We start from the raw sequence: 16,440 nt of genomic DNA, 5'->3' as shown, positions 1-16,440 counted from the left end.
GTGAAGTTTACGGTTGAAAGTGATGTAGGGAGAAAAAGAGTTGTTAATGAAGATAGGGCAGCTTTTTTAGAGCGCCCTGATTCATTAAAACTTGCTTTATTAGCGGATGGAATGGGTGGTCATAACGCGGGTGATGTTGCAAGTGAAATGGCAATTCAAGAAATGTCCAATTATTTTCTACAGGCAGAATTTCAAAATGCAACGTTGGAAGAAAAGCGAAAGTGGATGCAGGAAGCCATATCAAACATCAACGAAAAAATTTACAACTATTCCTTAGAACATGAAAACTGTAAAGGAATGGGAACGACATTTATAGCCGTGTTGATTGACCATAATCATTGTTTAATTGGTCATATTGGAGATAGTCGAGTATATCATTTTACATCAACTAGCGTTGACTTAATAACTCGTGATCATTCGTACGTTAATATATTAGTAGATAGTGGAGAAATCAGTGAGGAAGAAGCACAAAATCATCCGCAAAAAAATTTTATTGTGAAAGCTTTAGGCACAGAACCCACCATTGAACCGGATTTTTACGAGCTAACCCTGAAGGAATATTCTTATTTACTTATCTGTTCAGACGGGTTAAGCAATAAAATATCAACGGAGGAAATGGCTGCCATCATTACTTATCCGATGCCTATTGCTGAAAAAGGTCGGAAACTAGTGCAATTAGCAAATGATAGCGGAGGAGAAGACAATATTTCCCTCATTCTATTAATGATGACTGAAGAGGAGGTGTAATTTATGCTTGAAGGTAAACGCATTAATGATCGCTACAAAGTTCTTGAACTCATTGGCGGCGGGGGCATGAGTTATGTTTATCTAGCCCATGACGTTATATTAAATCGAGATGTGGCCATTAAAGTGTTGCGTTATGATTCAACAAATGAAGAAGAAAGTATGCGCCGCTTTCACCGAGAAGCTTTATCTGCAACAAGTTTAATGCATCCGAATATCGTCAGTATTTATGATGTCGGCGAAGATGGCGATATGCATTATATTGTTATGGAGTATGTAAAAGGGAAAACGCTAAAGCAGTACATAAAAGAAAATGCACCGCTTTCTCCTGCTCGAAGCGTTCAAATTATGAAACAACTAACGAGCGCCATTAGTCATGCCCATGAAAATCAAATTATACACCGGGACATCAAACCGCAAAACATTTTAATGGATGAAGCAGGTAATGTGAAAATAACAGATTTTGGGATTGCTACTTCCCTTGCTGCAACAAGTTATACAAAAACGAATTCAGTCATTGGGACAGTTCATTATTTGTCTCCTGAACAAGCACGCGGCGGAATAGCAACGAAAAAATCAGACATTTATGCACTAGGGATTGTGTTATATGAGTTGCTAACTGGAGAGGTACCCTTCTCTGGGGAATCCGCAGTATCAATTGCTTTAAAACATTTGCAAGCAGAAACACCTTCTGTTCGTAACTTCGATGCTTCCATTCCACAAAGTTTAGAAAATGTGATTTTAAAGGCGACAGCAAAAAATCCTGACCATAGATATGCTTCAGTGGAAGAGATGGCAGCGGATTTAGAAACGGTATTATCTCCCTCTCGGCAACATGAACCGAAATTTCGCCCTCCTGTTGATAATGAAGAAACGAAAGCTATTCCAGTTATAAAAGATGTAATGCCAATCGATGAATTGGCAAAAACGAAAGAAATAAAACCGATCATTTCAGATCATAAAAAGAAAACAAAAAATGAAGAAGTGGAAAAGAAACCTACAAAACTAAAGAAAAATAGAAAAAAACTTTGGACAATCATCGGGGCAGCTGCTCTTGTTCTCATCATTGGACTAATTGGACTCGTTAACTTGATGATGCCGGATAAAGTTGAGATACCGGACGTTTCAAATATGGAAGTGGAAGAAGCTACTGAGATTCTAAAAAAGGCAGGATTTGTCATCGGTGAAATCCGTGAAAAGAATTCCGATGAAATTGAAGAAGGGCTAGTCATAGAAACTGATCCAAAAGCTGGTTTATCAAGAGTAAAAGGAACAGAAATTGATTTAATCATTTCAATTGGCAACGAAAAAGTTGAAATGAACGATTATGTAGGAAAACAATTAAATCAAGTTCTTTCCATCATTAGTGAAGAATTTAAGGATGTAAAAATCATCGAGGAATATTCAAATCAACCGGAAGGGACAATCATTGGTCAAGATCCAGCACCGGGAGAAGAAGTTGTACCTGAAGATTCAATTGTAACGCTTACAGTTAGTAAAGGGAAACAAATTGGAACTGTCAGTGATTTAACAGGATTTAATCAATCTGCTATGAGGGAATATGAAAAGACTTCAGGATTTAAAATTAAAATTGTCGAAGAAGTGTATTCAGACGACATTCCAGCTGGAAGCGTCGTATCACAAGATCCTAAGCCGAACACAAAATTAGAAATTGGAGAATCGGTGAACGTAGTAATTTCAAAAGGACCTAAACAAAAACGCGAAAAATTATATGTAAAAGAAGTTGTGATACCGTATGATCATGCATTAATGGGTGAAGAACAAATAGTTAGAATTTACATTCAAGACAAATCTAATACGATGGATAAACCGTATGATGAAATTAAAATTACTGAAGATACGACTTATCAAATCCAATTAGTAATTCAAGAGGGTTCAACAGCATCCTACATGATTGAAAAAGATTCGGTAATTATTGAAAAAGATACAATACCATTTGAAAGAGGAGATTAAGGAGGAATTGGATGCCTAATGGGCAAATTCGAAAGGCTTTAAGTGGATATTATTATGTGTACGATGAAGGAAAATTATTGCAATGTCGAGGACGAGGGGTATTCCGTAAGCGAGGGGAACAGCCTCTCGTCGGCGACTTTGTTGAATATGAGAAAGTGGAAGAAGGATCTGATGGTGTTATAAAGAAAATTTTTCCGCGAAAAAATGAATTAATACGACCACCTATTGCAAATGTTGATCAATCATTGCTCGTATTTTCTGTAAAAGAGCCTGATTTTAATACAATTTTACTGGATCGTTTTTTAGTAATATTGGAATCTCATCAAGTGATCCCAATCATTTGCTTAACTAAGATGGATTTGTTGACGGAAAAAGAAAAAGATGAAATAAATTCATATATCAAAATCTATAAAGATATTGGCTATGAAGTGGTAGATACTTACAAAAACGATCCAACATTACTAGATAGATTAGAGCCGATCCTTAAAGGAAAAACAACAGTATTGGCAGGACAATCTGGAGTTGGAAAGTCTACATTATTAAACACTTTAATTCCAAATCTCAATTTAAAAACAGGGGAAATATCCCAAAGCCTTGGAAGAGGAAAGCATACGACAAGACATGTTGAGTTAATCGAAGTTGCTGGTGGACTTGTTGCAGATACACCAGGATTTAGTTCTTTTGAATTTGACCATCTTGAAAAAGAGGATTTAACAACTTGTTTTCCTGAGTTTGAACGAAAAAAAGATGAATGCAAATTTCGTGGGTGTCTTCATTTGAAAGAACCAAAATGTGCCATAAAGGCTGGGGTTGAAACTGGAGACATTCTAGAATTTCGTTACGAACATTATTTACAATTTTTGCAAGAAATAATAGATCGAAAGCCGAGGTATTAGTTATGATAAAAATAGCACCATCCATATTATCAGCGAATTTTGCGAAATTAGGGGACGAAGTAAAGGAAGTGGAGGAAGCTGGAGCAGACCTTATTCATATTGATGTAATGGATGGTCATTTCGTTCCTAATATTACAATGGGTCCTATCGTTGTGGAGGCTTTACGTCCCGTTACAAAATTACCGTTAGATGTGCATTTAATGATTGAAAATCCAGATCAGTATATTGAGGCATTTGCAAAAGCTGGAGCAGATTGGATTTCTGTTCATGTCGAAGCTTGTCCACATTTACATCGCACGATTCAACTAATTCGTTCTTTTGGTGTAAAACCTGGAGTAGTATTAAATCCGCACACACCGATTGAAATGATTCAACACGTTTTAGGAGATGTAGATTTTGTATTGTTGATGACGGTGAACCCTGGTTTTGGGGGACAAAAGTTTATTGATAGCGTTGTGCCCAAAATTGAAGCTCTCTCCAAAATGATTAAAGAAAACGGATATAATGTAGAAATTGAAATTGATGGCGGCATTACGGAGGAAACAATTATTCCGTGTGCGAAAGCGGGAGCGACGATTTTTGTAGCTGGTTCAGCTATTTACAATAAAGAAGATCGAAAATCTGCGTTGCAGGCTATTAAAACGAGTGGTGAGGCTGCAATTCAACAATGAAAAGAGTATTAATTTGTGCTGGCGGTCCAAAAAACGAATTATGTTCATTTGAAATGTATGCTAAAGAAAAGGACATGTATTTTATTGGTGCAGATCGCGGTGCACTTTATTTGCTTGAAAAAGGAATTGTTCCAGATGAAATCATCGGGGATTTTGATTCATTATCGAAGGAAGAATGGGAAATAATTCGCTCTAAAGTAAAAAAAATTGAAAAGTATCGCTCAGAAAAAGATGAAACTGACACCGACTTAGCACTGCTAAAAGCTGTTTCCTACAATCCGAATGAAATTTTGATTACAGGAGTAACTGGTGGACGCTTGGACCATTTTGAAGCGGCTCTTCGTTCTTTATATAAAATGAAGGCACAATGTCCGCATATTGAACATAGAATTATTAATAGCCACAATGAAATTAGCATACTGTTACCAGGAACGCATACGATTTCTCGAGATGAAAGATATCGTTACCTTTCATTTTTCTCTTTTATACAAGCGGTAGAAAATGTGACGTTACGCGGTGTGAAATATGAGACAACGCGGGAAAGGATTGAAGTGGGTTCTAGCCGATTTACTAGCAATGAGCTCGTAGGGGAGCAAGGTTATATCTCCTTTTCATCAGGCATATGTTTAATGATAAGAAGCAGTGACTTATAAGGAGGTCTCAGTGTGCGAGTTTATACTTTTCAATTGCCAAAGTTTTTAAGTAATCTTACCCGTTCTTGCATCAATTTGTTCTCAGGCAGTAATAAAAAGAAAAAAAGAAAAGAGTAGTTTATTGTATTCATCTGTTATTATCTTTTGATTATTTTGGTCTAGCTCCCAGTAAAGGGGCTGTCTGAAAAGCAATTTGAGACGGTCTCTTTGTGACTGTCGCGCATAGTTACAGATAAGTTGCGACAAGGATAGTGAAAACTTTGTTTTACTACCGCAGGAGTAAAAGATTTATCAGAGACATCATAAGAAGTAAGGGTGTGTAGAAAGTTTTCAATTTTCTACACACCTCATTTTATTTTCTCTCAAAATAAAAAAGCGTAAATAAAGTACGTTAAAAACGACTTTACTTACGCTTTTATATACGCGTCATTATACACGTTCTACTTTACCTGATCTTAAAGCACGAGTAGAAACCCAAACGCGTTTAGGTTTTCCATCAACTAAAATACGTACTTTTTGAAGGTTAGGTTTCCAAGTACGTTTGTTAGCGTTCATTGCGTGTGAACGTTTATTACCTGTACGAGTTTTACGACCAGTTACTACACATTTTTTTGGCATCTATATTCCCTCCTTACAGATGAATCTGAAAGATTTTTTTCAGTTCGAGTATTTCACATACCATAATAATTTAACATAGACAAAAAATCTATGCAACTATTTTAGAGAATAGTTTCAAGAAAAAAACCTTTACAGTCTAATAAAAAAGATGAAGGATTAGGTGAAAAAATGTTGTTACAAAATAAAATATAACACGAGATTTTAACGAAGTTATAGGAAAATACTGATAAACTAGACGAGCAACATCGTTCTCTTTTATAATCAAATTTTGTATAGTACAATATTTTTAGTTAAAATGAGCCAAGGGGGCAGTATCATGTCAATCGAAATTAGAACAGATTACGGCCAAATTGATATTTCTAATGATGTTATCGCTCAAATTGCTGGTGGAGCAGCTATTGAATGTTATGGTATTGTTGGAATGGCAAGTAAACATCAAATTCGAGATGGGTTAACGGATATTTTGAGAAAAGAGAATTTTGCGAAAGGTGTCATTGTACGGCAAGAAGGAGAAGATCTCCACATTGATATGTATATCATTGTCAGCTATGGGACTAAAATTTCTGAAGTAGCTTATCAAGTCCAATCAAAAGTAAAGTACACAATAAATAAGACATTAGGTTTGAACGTGAAATCAGTCAATATTTTCGTTCAAGGCGTTCGTGTAATGAACGGTGAATAGAGGAGGATATTAATCGAATGAAGTTATTAGATGGAACAAAATTTGCAGAGATGGTTCAGATGGGATCGCACCATCTAACTCAAAATGCAGATTTTGTAGATTCATTAAACGTATTCCCAGTACCAGATGGAGATACGGGAACTAATATGAATTTATCAATGATATCCGGGGCAAAAGAAACGGAAGCAAACGCCCAAAAACATATCGGTAAAACTGCCCAAAGCTTATCAAAAGGTTTATTAATGGGGGCACGAGGAAACTCAGGGGTAATCTTATCCCAACTATTCCGTGGCTTTGGAAAATATTTAGAAAAAGAAAGTGAAATTAACGCGAAACAATTTGCTCAAGCTTTTCAAGCGGGAGTAGACACTGCCTATAAAGCGGTTATGAAGCCTGTGGAAGGGACAATTTTAACAGTTGCTCGTGAAGCAGCGGCAAAAGCGGTTGAAGTAGCAGAAAATGAACAAGATATCATTAAAGTGATGGAAGCGCTTGTAGAAGAAGCTAAAAATTCATTAAAACGTACACCAGAATTGCTCCCTGTACTGAAAGAAGTTGGTGTAGTTGATAGTGGCGGACAAGGTCTTGTTATTATTTATGAAGGCTTTTTAGCATCATTAAAAGGGGAAGCGCTACCAGAAAAAACGAAAGTCGATAATCTTGAAGAATTAGTAAATGCTGAACATCATCGAGCTCAAGAGTTTATGAGCACTGAAGATATCGTATATGGCTATTGTACGGAGATTATGGTTCGTTTTGAGCCAGGAAAAGAACCGTTTGATGAAGGGAAATTCCGTGAAGACTTGAGTAATCTCGGAGATTCTTTACTTGTTGTTTCAGACAACGAAATAGCGAAAGTACATATTCACACTGAAACTCCTGGAGTTGTTCTGAACGAAGGGCAAAAATATGGAAGCCTCATAAAAATAAAAGTTGATAATATGCGCGAACAACATTCAGCGATCGTGAATTCCGAGAAAGATGAAAAACAAACGGTAGAAAAACATCCATATGCTGTTGTGACTGTTGCAATGGGTGAGGGGATTAGCAACTTGCTTCGTAGTATTGGAGCCTCTTATGTCATTGAAGGCGGTCAAACGATGAATCCGTCTACAGAAGATATCGTGAAAGCGGTAAAAGAAATAGGTGCGGAAAAAGTATTAATTTTACCAAACAACAAAAATATTGTGATGGCTGCTGAACAGGCGGTTGAATTATTAGATATTGAAGCGGCAGTTGTGCCGACAAAAACAATTCCTCAAGGTATGGCAGCAATCCTTGCATTCAATCCGGAAGCCTCTGTTGAAGAAAATAAAGAAGCGATGACAGAAGCGATTGCAGGAGTAAAGACGGGTCAAATTACCTTTGCTGTTAGAGATACGACGATTGACGGAGTAGAAATCCATAAAGATGATTACATGGCACTTGCTGACGGAAAAATTGTTGCTTCAACTTCCGATATGTTAGATGCTACTTACAATTTATTGTCTCATCTAATTGATGATGACACAGAAATTGTAACGATGATTTATGGTGAAGATGCAACTGAAGAACAAGTCAATGCAGTCGTTCAGTTCATTGAGGATCGATTCTCACATGTAGAATTGGATATTATCGATGGAAAACAAACATTATATCCGTTTATCTTCTCAGTAGAATAAAAAAGCGTCTCTTCTAGGGACGTTTTTTATTTTATATAGAGTTTCTAATAAGTGGCAGGTGAAAAAAATATTATTGTTTTGATAGAAACTTATAGTTCATGTTACACTTAATTCAAACTTAACAAATAGGTGATGTTATGAAATTTACCTCTGTTTTTGATATTATCGGTCCCATCATGGTAGGACCTTCTTCCTCTCATACAGCAGGAGCTGTTCGGATAGGGAAAGTGGCAAGGGATTTGTTTGGAAAAAAACCAACGTGGGCAAAAATCCATTTATATGGTTCTTTTGCAGAAACTTACCGCGGTCATGGGACAGATGTTGCCATTGTAGGTGGATTATTAAATTTTGACACTTTCGATACTAGAATTATTGATTCCTTTAAGCATGCAAAAGAAGAAAATTTACAATTTGAATTTATTCCAGAAACAGCAAACAAAGAACATCCTAATACAGCAAGAATAGTATTGGGTGATGAAGAATCGGAATTGTCGATTGAAGCGATTTCGATTGGCGGTGGAAAAATTGAAATTAGTGAAGTAAATGGATTTAAATTGCGTTTAACTGGCGGGATGCCTACTATTTTAGTCGTTCACAATGACCGGGCAGGTTGCATTGCGAATGTAGCCAACATTTTAGCCATGCATGATGTGAATATCGGGCATATGGAAGTGTCTCGAATCGACCGCGGTTCTACAGCATTAATGGTCATTGAAGTTGACCAAAATGTAGATGAAAAAATACTAACTCAAATTTCTTTAATCCCTAATATTACGAAAGTTTCGAAAATCAATACTTAAAAGAGGAGATGCTATGGATTTACTATTTCGAAATGTCAGAGAATTAATTGAGCTTTGTGAAAATGAAAATAAAAGCATTTCTGAAGTGATGATTGAACAAGAAATATTAATGACGAATCGCTCTAGAGAAGAAATTATTGAGCAGATGGATAAAAATTTAACTGTGATGGAACAAGCAGTTGAACGAGGATTAAAAGGTGTAAAATCAGTCACTGGTTTGACTGGTGGTGATAGTGTTTTATTGCAAAAGTACATTGAAAAAGGAAACACTCTATCAGGGGAATTGATGTTAGATGCGGTAAGTAAGGCGATGGCAACAAATGAAGTGAATGCAGCTATGGGAATCATTTGTGCAACACCTACTGCTGGTTCCGCCGGAGTAGTGCCTGGCACTCTTTTTGCTGTAAAGAATAAGCTTAATCCTACTCGTGAACAAATGATTCGTTATTTATTTACTGCAGGTGCTTTCGGGTTCGTGGTAGCAAATAACGCAAGCATTTCTGGTGCAGCTGGAGGTTGCCAAGCGGAGGTAGGTTCAGCCGCAGGAATGGCCGCTGCTGCCATTGTAGAAATGGCTGGAGGAACTCCAAAACAAAGTGCAGAAGCTTTCGCCATTACGTTAAAAAATATGCTAGGTCTAGTTTGTGACCCGGTCGCTGGATTGGTGGAAGTTCCTTGTGTAAAACGTAATGCAATCGGTGCTAACAACGCTCTTGTTGCTGCGGACATGGCGCTTGCTGGAATCGAAAGTAGAATTCCTTGTGATGAAGTAATTGGTGCTATGTTTAGAATTGGGCAAACAATGCATCCAAACTTGAAAGAAACTGGTAGAGGAGGACTTGCTGCTACACCGACTGGAAAAGCAATTGCTGCAAAAATATTTGGAGCGTGAAGATATATTGGGACAAATCGAATTAGAACCCGTTACCAATATTAAAGGCGTAGGAACAGAAACCGCTGAATTATTAAATGAATTAGGGATTTATCATATACATGATCTAATCATGTATTTTCCATATCGGTATGAGGACTTTCGATTAAAGGATTTAGCAGAAACGCCTCATAACGAACAAGTAACAATAGAAGCAAGAGTAGAAGGCATGCCTGTCGTCTTTTTTACCGGACGGAAAAAGTCAAGACTTCAAGTAAGCGTTTTCTCTGGTAGGCATATTGTTAAAGTGGTTTTCTTTAATCAACATTATTTAAAAGAACGGTTAACTCCAGGTACCATTATTACTGTTTCAGGGAAATGGGATAGAGGACGGCAAACGATAACTGCATCGTCAGTCAAATTTGGAGCGAAGGAGATTAACCAAGATTTTGAACCGGTTTATCGTTTAAAAGGCAATCTGCATCAAAATAAATTTCGGAAGTTTATGCGGCAAGCACTCGATCTTGCAAAAGGGCAGATGGCTGAAAAGCTGCCAAATAAAATAAGACAACAATATCAATTGTTATCTATCGAAGAAGCATTAGAGGGCATTCATTTTCCGAAAGATGCTAATCATTTGAAGCAGGCTCGCAGGCGTTTTGTTTACGAGGAACTTCTTATGTTTCAACTGCGCATTCAAGCATTGCGTAAGTCGAGAAAAGATCATGAAAAAGGAATTGTTATTCAGTATGATTTAGAAAAACTTAAGAAATTTATTCAACAAATTCCTTTTGAATTGACAAATGCCCAAAAACGAGTCGTCAATGAAATTTGCAAAGATTTAAAATCACCATTTCGCATGAATAGGCTTCTGCAGGGGGATGTTGGTTCAGGGAAAACGATTGTTGCTGCAATAACCTTGTATGCTTGCGTTACAGCAGGTTTCCAAGGTGCTTTAATGGCACCTACGGAAATATTAGCAGAACAACATTATGCTTCTCTGGAAAGTTTATTCCAACCGATGGGTGTAAAAATTGCACTGCTAACGGGCTCTACAAAAGCAAAAGACCGAAAAATCATTTTAGAACAGTTGGAGAATGGGGAAATCCAAGTCATTATTGGAACACATGCCCTAATTCAACCTGATGTCACGTTCAATCGTCTAGGGTTTGTCATAACCGATGAACAACATCGCTTTGGAGTGGAACAAAGGAGAATCTTGAGGGAAAAAGGGATGCACCCAGACGTGCTATTTATGACAGCAACACCTATTCCGCGTACATTAGCTATTACGGCATTTGGAGAAATGGATATTTCCGTCATTGATGAAATGCCTTCTGGACGCAAGCAAATTGAGACGCACTGGATGAAAAAAGAACAGTTGAATGCAAGCCTTGTGAAAATGGAGATGGAATTGAAAAAAGGTCGCCAAGCATACGTTATATGTCCATTAATTGAAGAATCAGAGAAGATAGATGTCCAAAATGCGGTAGAGGTATATGAACAGTTAAGAAGAATATTCCACGGACGCTACAAAGTAGGGCTCATGCACGGTCGGCTTCATCCCGATGAAAAAGATCAAGTGATGCGAGATTTTAAAGAAGGGAACATACATGTGCTCGTTTCTACGACAGTTGTGGAAGTAGGAGTGAACGTGCCGAATGCAAGTTTCATGCTAATTTATGATGCGGATCGTTTTGGGCTTGCACAGCTCCATCAGCTGCGTGGTCGAGTTGGACGTGGGAACTATCAATCTTACTGTGTGTTGCTAGCAAATCCAAAAACCGATGAAGGAATTGAACGAATGAGGAGTATGACAGAAACGAATGATGGTTTCCGTTTAGCTGAAAAAGATTTAGAATTACGTGGCCCTGGAGACTTCTTCGGTAAAAAACAAAGCGGCTTACCGGAATTTAAAATAGCTGACTTAGTGCATGATTATCGAGTATTGGAAGTTGCTCGAAATGATGCTGTAAAGCTTATTAATGATGAGCGTTTTTGGAAAGAGGATGAGTATAGGCTTCTGCGGGAAATGTTAGAACAATCCGGTGCATTAAATGGAGAGAGAATGGATTGATGTACTCAATTAATAGAAAGCAAGAACAAAACATAAATTAAAGAGAGGATTTAGGAAGTATTTTTATTGAGCATTGAAAGAACTCAATAATTGAACGTAACAATTCGTTGTTGCGTTCTTTTTTATGGAAATGTATACTGGTATTAGTACCAAGTGCTAAAACAGAAGAAAGTAGGTGGCGAATGTTGATAAAAAAATCGAAAAAAGAACGGCAGCAATTACTTTTAGAAACGATTGAGGAAAATCCATTCGTCACGGATGAACAACTTGCTACAAAATTTGGTGTGAGCGTTCAAACGATTCGCCTCGATCGGATGGAATTATCAATTCCGGAACTAAGAGAACGAATAAAAGATGTTGCGGAAAGAAATTTAGAAAATGAAGTAAAGTCATTACCTATTAACGAAGTAATCGGTGAAATTATTGATATCGAGTTAGATAAGAGAGCCATATCCATTTTTGATGTAAAAGAAGAACATGTTTTCCAAAGAAATGGAATCGCCCGTGGACATCATTTATTTGCCCAAGCCAACTCCCTATGTGTTGCAGTGATTAATGATGAACTTGCATTAACAGTTCGGTCAAATGTTGTATTTATTAAACCTGTTCGTGCAGGAGACCGAGTAGTAACGAAAGCGATTGTCCGAGAAACTAACACTGAAAAAAATCGAACGTATATCGATGTTATTTCGACGGTAAACAACGAAACCGTGTTCAAAGGCGAATTTGAAATGTATCGCACGAAAGGTGAAGGTGAACAAAAATGAAAATTGCAATTGACGGTATGGGCGGAGATCATGCACCTCAGAAAATTGTGGAAGGTGTCAACGAAGCTTTAAAAGATTTTACAAACATAGAAATACAACTATTTGGAAGAAAAGAAGAATTAGAAAAATACATTATACAAAATGACCGTCTAGAAATCATTCACTGTGAAGAAGTCATTACTGGAGAAGATGATCCTGTCCGTTCCGTTCGACGAAAAAAGGATTCATCGATGACACGCATGTTGGAAGCTGTAAGTGAAGGGAAAGTAGACGCATGTATTTCTGCTGGTAATACAGGTGCATATATGTCCGGCGGATTATTCAAAGTGGGGCGAATAGAAGGGGTATCAAGGCCTGCTCTCGCAACAATCCTGCCAACAGTTGATGGTAAAGGGTTTTTAATGCTAGATTTAGGTGCAAATGCAGACGCAAAACCTGAAAATCTTTTTCAATATGCGGTGATGGGTAATATTTATGCTCAAAAAGTTCAAGGAATAGCACGCCCTCGAATTGGGTTGTTGAATATTGGAACTGAAGAAAATAAAGGGAATGAACTGACAAAAGCAGTTTATGGCATGTTGCAGCAAGGAGATTTCAACTTTGTCGGTAATGTGGAAGCACGCGACTTGCTTGAAGGGGTTGCAGATGTCGTTGTAACAGATGGCTTTACAGGCAATATGGTGTTAAAGTCCATTGAAGGTACAGCAGGAACATTAATGAAAATGTTAAAAGACGTATTCATGGCTTCTACTAAAACAAAGCTTGGTGCATTACTCGTAAAAAATGAATTAAAAGGATTAAAAAATAAACTAGACTACTCCGAACATGGCGGAGCATTGCTTTTCGGGTTGCAGGCTCCTGTCGTGAAAGCTCATGGATCATCCGATGCGAGAGCGATTTATAATACAATACGCCAAGCTGCTATGATGGTTGAAAATGATATCGTCAACGTCATGAAGCAAGCAATACTAGAAAGTCAGAAAGAAAATGAGTAAAGGAGACGACAAATGTCAAAAATAGCATTTATTTTTCCAGGACAAGGCTCTCAAAAAGTAGGAATGGGTGCAGAGTTTGTAGCCAATGATGAAGCGAGCAAAGCTTTTTATGATCAAGCGGATCAAGCTTTAAATATTAAACTATCAACATTAATGTTAGAGGGACCACAAGAAGAACTAACGTTAACTTACCATGCTCAACCTGCGCTGCTTACAACAGGAGTGATGATTGCATCCAAATTAATGGAAGCTGGTATTACTCCTGACTATACAGCAGGACATTCATTAGGAGAGTATGGATCTTTCGTTATTGCAGGATCGTTATCTTTTGAAGAGGCTGTCAAAATCGTTCATAAACGAGGTCTTTACATGAATGAAGCGGTGCCAGCTGGTCAAGGTGCTATGGCTGCGATTTTAGGAATGGATGAAGAGCCTTTAAAAGAAGTATGTGCTGAAATCACTAATAACGGTGATTTAGTACAACTTGCTAACTTAAACTGCCCTGGCCAAATTGTCATTTCAGGTACAAAAGCAGGTGTAGAAAAAGCATCTCAATTGGCGAAAGAAAAAGGTGCGAAAAGAGCCATCCCACTTGATGTAAGTGGACCATTCCACTCTGAATTGATGAAAGATGCGGCAATAAAATTAGAAAAGGAAATCGAGCAAGTAGAAATTTCACAACCAAATATTCCGATTATTAGTAATGTACATGCAGGAATATTGGAAGATGTGGAATCCATCAAGAAAGAAATGGTGGAACAAGTTTATAGCCCTGTACAATGGGAACGTGATGTTCGCAAGATGTTGGAATGTGGTGTTACAACATTTATCGAATGTGGACCAGGTAAAGTATTATCAGGATTAGTCAAAAAAATCGATCGCTCAGTAAAAACATATTGTGTATATGATATAGCAACGTTTGAAGAAGTTGTAAAGGAATTGAAGGGGTGAAAACATGGGAAAGTTAGATGGTAAAACGGCAGTTGTAACGGGAGCTTCAAGAGGAATCGGACGTGCCATTGCATTGGAACTGGCAAAAGAGGGTGCCAATATAGTCGTGAACTACAGCGGCAGTAAAGAAAAAGCAGATGAAGTGGTAGAAGAAATTTTAAAAATTGGTAAAAAAGCTATTGCAGTTCAAGCTAATGTTGCAGATAATGAATCAGTACAAAACTTAATGAAAACAGCATTAGATGAATTTGGCTCAATTGATATTCTCGTAAACAATGCAGGCATTACTCGAGATAATTTATTGATGCGTATGAAGGAAGAAGAATGGGATGAAGTTATTCAAACGAACTTAAAAGGCGTATTCCTATGCACAAAAGCTGTAACTCGCCAAATGATGAAACAACGTTCTGGTCGCATTATCAACATTGCTTCAGTCGTTGGCGTGACGGGGAACGCTGGACAAGCCAATTACACAGCAGCAAAAGCAGGTGTTATTGGATTGACGAAAACGACTTCAAGAGAGTTGGCATCACGAAATATTTTAGTGAATGCTGTAGCTCCAGGATTTATTACGACAGAAATGACAGACGCTCTTCCGGAAGATATTAAAAACTCTATGCTTTCACAAATTCCATTAGCCAAACTTGGTAAGCCAGAACATGTAGCAAAAGCAGTTGTATTTTTGGCTTCAGACGATGCTGAATATATTACTGGACAAGTTCTTCATGTGGATGGCGGCATCGCAATGTAATCAAAAATTGTGGGCTACTAACTATAAATAATGTTGATTAACCATCCTTTCATGAAAGACTCTTTGAACAGGAAACACTTTTATGTATACTATTGAAGGGAGGTGACCTAAATGAGCACAGTATTAGAACGTGTAACAAAAGTAATCGTTGACCGTCTTGGTGTTGACGAAAGCGAAGTAAAAGAAGAAGCATCTTTCCGTGAAGATTTAGGTGCTGATTCATTAGACGTTGTAGAATTAGTAATGGAACTTGAAGATGAATTCGATATGGAAATCTCTGATGAAGATGCAGAAAAAATCGTTACTGTTGGCGATGCAATCAAGTATATCGAAAGTAAATTAAACTAATTTATAAGAGGCACATCCCGCACAACGTGGCTGATGGGTGCCTCTTTTCATTGCTTAAATTCATTAAAAGAAAAATGAAAAGTGAATTTGGGTTATAATAAAAACAATGTATTTATTCGATGTGAAGATATGTGGATAAATCTTTTATCCTTATATCTTTACTGTTTCGAATAACAACGATATATTTACGAGAGAAATGAATAGGAAGGCAGATTGTCATGACGATAAAAAGAAAAGGTACTCAACAAAAAAATGGAGTGTTTCCCGAAAAAATTAAACAGCAATTTGAAGAATTACAAGAAGAATTAAATATCACGTTCAATAACAAGAATTTACTTTACCAAGCTTTTACCCATTCATCCTATGTGAATGAGCATCGCAAAAAATTATTTGCTGATAATGAACGATTAGAATTTTTAGGTGATGCAGTTCTTGAACTATCAGTATCTAAATTTTTATTTGATCGTTACCCGCATATGAGTGAAGGAGAATTGACGAAGCTTCGAGCTTCCATCGTTTGTGAGCCATCCCTTGTGATATTCGCAAACGAATTGAATTTCGGAAAATATGTACTTTTAGGTAAAGGTGAAGAATTGACTGGTGGAAGAGAGAGACCAGCGTTGCTTGCCGACGTATTTGAATCCTTTATTGGTGCCCTTTATTTAGATCAAGGTTTAGATTCTGTTGTTCAGTTTTTACAAAGAGTCGTGTTCCCTAAAGTTGAAGTCGGTGCTTTTTCGCATGTGATGGATTTTAAAAGCCAATTGCAAGAATTGGTGCAGCAATCAAATACTGGAGTATTACATTATGAAATTATTGACGAAAGAGGGCCTGCCCACAATCGGACATTCGTTTCCCGCGTATTGCTAAACGACAAAGAACTTGGAATTGGACGCGGAAAATCGAAAAAAGAGGCTGAACAGCAAGCTGCACAAAATGCAATGGTTGCGCTAAATCAGTCCTTGCATAAGGAGGAATAAT

Annotated in this window: 17 protein-coding genes; 16 read left to right on the top strand and 1 reads right to left on the bottom strand. The window is 37.4% G+C overall.

The features are described 5' to 3' along the window. Genes NSQ18_RS02810 through NSQ18_RS02790 form a run of 5 tightly spaced genes read left to right on the top strand, consistent with a single transcriptional unit; the run spans position 1 to position 4,938 of the window. Complete coding sequence (locus NSQ18_RS02810) at positions 1-747, top strand: Stp1/IreP family PP2C-type Ser/Thr phosphatase (protein ID WP_339288888.1); 747 nt, start codon at positions 1-3, stop codon at positions 745-747. Between the two features lie 3 nt (positions 748-750). Beyond that, positions 751-2,718: a Stk1 family PASTA domain-containing Ser/Thr kinase gene (pknB, locus tag NSQ18_RS02805; protein WP_016837462.1), complete on the top strand. Its 1,968-nt coding sequence runs from the start codon at positions 751-753 to the stop codon at positions 2,716-2,718. An 11-nt stretch (positions 2,719-2,729) separates the two neighbouring features. Beyond that, positions 2,730-3,614 (top strand): ribosome small subunit-dependent GTPase A, encoded by an 885-nt coding sequence (gene rsgA, locus NSQ18_RS02800; protein ID WP_096550625.1) that lies wholly within the window; start codon positions 2,730-2,732, stop codon positions 3,612-3,614. 2 nt (positions 3,615-3,616) lie between these two features. Then, positions 3,617-4,285: a ribulose-phosphate 3-epimerase gene (gene rpe / locus NSQ18_RS02795; RefSeq protein ID WP_339288885.1), complete on the top strand. Its 669-nt coding sequence runs from the start codon at positions 3,617-3,619 to the stop codon at positions 4,283-4,285. Then, positions 4,282-4,938, top strand: coding sequence for a thiamine diphosphokinase (locus NSQ18_RS02790; protein ID WP_016837459.1), 657 nt, complete (start codon positions 4,282-4,284; stop codon positions 4,936-4,938). Before rpe ends, NSQ18_RS02790 begins: the two co-directional genes overlap by 4 nt. 429 nt (positions 4,939-5,367) lie before the next feature. On the opposite strand, the gene rpmB is transcribed toward NSQ18_RS02790, so the two are convergent. Continuing rightward, complete coding sequence (gene rpmB, locus NSQ18_RS02785) at positions 5,368-5,556, bottom strand: 50S ribosomal protein L28 (protein ID WP_016837458.1); 189 nt, start codon at positions 5,554-5,556, stop codon at positions 5,368-5,370. Between the two features lie 316 nt (positions 5,557-5,872). Here rpmB and NSQ18_RS02780 point away from each other — a divergent pair, with 316 nt between their 5' ends. The 11 genes from NSQ18_RS02780 (at position 5,873) to rnc (ending at position 16,439) form a co-directional block, all read left to right on the top strand. Next, positions 5,873-6,238 carry an Asp23/Gls24 family envelope stress response protein gene (locus NSQ18_RS02780; RefSeq protein ID WP_016837457.1) on the top strand — a complete coding sequence of 122 codons (366 nt, stop codon included), beginning with the start codon at positions 5,873-5,875 and terminating at the stop codon, positions 6,236-6,238. Positions 6,239-6,255: 17 nt separating this feature from the next. Continuing rightward, positions 6,256-7,899, top strand: a complete 1,644-nt coding sequence (locus tag NSQ18_RS02775) for a DAK2 domain-containing protein (RefSeq protein WP_168411966.1) — start codon at positions 6,256-6,258, stop codon at positions 7,897-7,899. Between the two features lie 137 nt (positions 7,900-8,036). Next, positions 8,037-8,699: an L-serine ammonia-lyase, iron-sulfur-dependent subunit beta gene (sdaAB, locus tag NSQ18_RS02770; RefSeq protein WP_016837455.1), complete on the top strand. Its 663-nt coding sequence runs from the start codon at positions 8,037-8,039 to the stop codon at positions 8,697-8,699. Positions 8,700-8,712: 13 nt separating this feature from the next. After that, complete coding sequence (gene sdaAA, locus NSQ18_RS02765; protein ID WP_096550639.1) at positions 8,713-9,591, top strand: L-serine ammonia-lyase, iron-sulfur-dependent, subunit alpha; 879 nt, start codon at positions 8,713-8,715, stop codon at positions 9,589-9,591. 16 nt (positions 9,592-9,607) lie between these two features. Beyond that, positions 9,608-11,647 carry an ATP-dependent DNA helicase RecG gene (recG, locus tag NSQ18_RS02760; RefSeq protein ID WP_339289576.1) on the top strand — a complete coding sequence of 680 codons (2,040 nt, stop codon included), beginning with the start codon at positions 9,608-9,610 and terminating at the stop codon, positions 11,645-11,647. Between the two features lie 188 nt (positions 11,648-11,835). Beyond that, positions 11,836-12,414, top strand: coding sequence for a transcription factor FapR (gene fapR, locus NSQ18_RS02755; protein ID WP_026018997.1), 579 nt, complete (start codon positions 11,836-11,838; stop codon positions 12,412-12,414). Beyond that, positions 12,411-13,409 (top strand): phosphate acyltransferase PlsX, encoded by a 999-nt coding sequence (plsX, locus tag NSQ18_RS02750; protein WP_016837451.1) that lies wholly within the window; start codon positions 12,411-12,413, stop codon positions 13,407-13,409. The genes fapR and plsX overlap by 4 nt, the downstream gene beginning before the upstream one ends. A 12-nt stretch (positions 13,410-13,421) precedes the next feature. After that, positions 13,422-14,360 (top strand): ACP S-malonyltransferase, encoded by a 939-nt coding sequence (gene fabD, locus NSQ18_RS02745; RefSeq protein ID WP_016837450.1) that lies wholly within the window; start codon positions 13,422-13,424, stop codon positions 14,358-14,360. Between the two features lie 4 nt (positions 14,361-14,364). Continuing rightward, positions 14,365-15,111, top strand: coding sequence for a 3-oxoacyl-[acyl-carrier-protein] reductase (fabG, locus tag NSQ18_RS02740; RefSeq protein ID WP_016837449.1), 747 nt, complete (start codon positions 14,365-14,367; stop codon positions 15,109-15,111). Between the two features lie 111 nt (positions 15,112-15,222). Beyond that, complete coding sequence (locus NSQ18_RS02735; protein WP_016837448.1) at positions 15,223-15,459, top strand: acyl carrier protein; 237 nt, start codon at positions 15,223-15,225, stop codon at positions 15,457-15,459. Between the two features lie 218 nt (positions 15,460-15,677). Then, on the top strand, positions 15,678-16,439 hold the full coding sequence (rnc, locus tag NSQ18_RS02730; protein ID WP_016837447.1) for a ribonuclease III: 762 nt from the start codon (positions 15,678-15,680) through the stop codon (positions 16,437-16,439). Position 16,440 lies beyond the last annotated feature (1 nt).

This window comes from Ureibacillus sp. FSL K6-0786, from assembly GCF_037965165.1.
Taxonomy (GTDB): domain Bacteria; phylum Bacillota; class Bacilli; order Bacillales_A; family Planococcaceae; genus Ureibacillus; species Ureibacillus thermosphaericus.
The sequence above is the reverse complement of the archived record's forward strand: the minus strand, read 5'-3'. Positions and strand labels throughout refer to the sequence as shown.

Coding starts and splice junctions, on each gene's coding strand:
- pknB (WP_016837462.1), top strand. CDS start 751: ATGCTTGAAGGTAAACGCATTAATGATCGCTACAAAGTTCTTGAACTC.
- rsgA (WP_096550625.1), top strand. CDS start 2,730: ATGCCTAATGGGCAAATTCGAAAGGCTTTAAGTGGATATTATTATGTG.
- rpe (WP_339288885.1), top strand. CDS start 3,617: ATGATAAAAATAGCACCATCCATATTATCAGCGAATTTTGCGAAATTA.
- NSQ18_RS02790 (WP_016837459.1), top strand. CDS start 4,282: ATGAAAAGAGTATTAATTTGTGCTGGCGGTCCAAAAAACGAATTATGT.
- rpmB (WP_016837458.1), bottom strand. CDS start 5,556: ATGCCAAAAAAATGTGTAGTAACTGGTCGTAAAACTCGTACAGGTAAT.
- NSQ18_RS02780 (WP_016837457.1), top strand. CDS start 5,873: ATGTCAATCGAAATTAGAACAGATTACGGCCAAATTGATATTTCTAAT.
- NSQ18_RS02775 (WP_168411966.1), top strand. CDS start 6,256: ATGAAGTTATTAGATGGAACAAAATTTGCAGAGATGGTTCAGATGGGA.
- sdaAB (WP_016837455.1), top strand. CDS start 8,037: ATGAAATTTACCTCTGTTTTTGATATTATCGGTCCCATCATGGTAGGA.
- sdaAA (WP_096550639.1), top strand. CDS start 8,713: ATGGATTTACTATTTCGAAATGTCAGAGAATTAATTGAGCTTTGTGAA.
- plsX (WP_016837451.1), top strand. CDS start 12,411: ATGAAAATTGCAATTGACGGTATGGGCGGAGATCATGCACCTCAGAAA.
- fabD (WP_016837450.1), top strand. CDS start 13,422: ATGTCAAAAATAGCATTTATTTTTCCAGGACAAGGCTCTCAAAAAGTA.
- fabG (WP_016837449.1), top strand. CDS start 14,365: ATGGGAAAGTTAGATGGTAAAACGGCAGTTGTAACGGGAGCTTCAAGA.
- NSQ18_RS02735 (WP_016837448.1), top strand. CDS start 15,223: ATGAGCACAGTATTAGAACGTGTAACAAAAGTAATCGTTGACCGTCTT.
- rnc (WP_016837447.1), top strand. CDS start 15,678: ATGACGATAAAAAGAAAAGGTACTCAACAAAAAAATGGAGTGTTTCCC.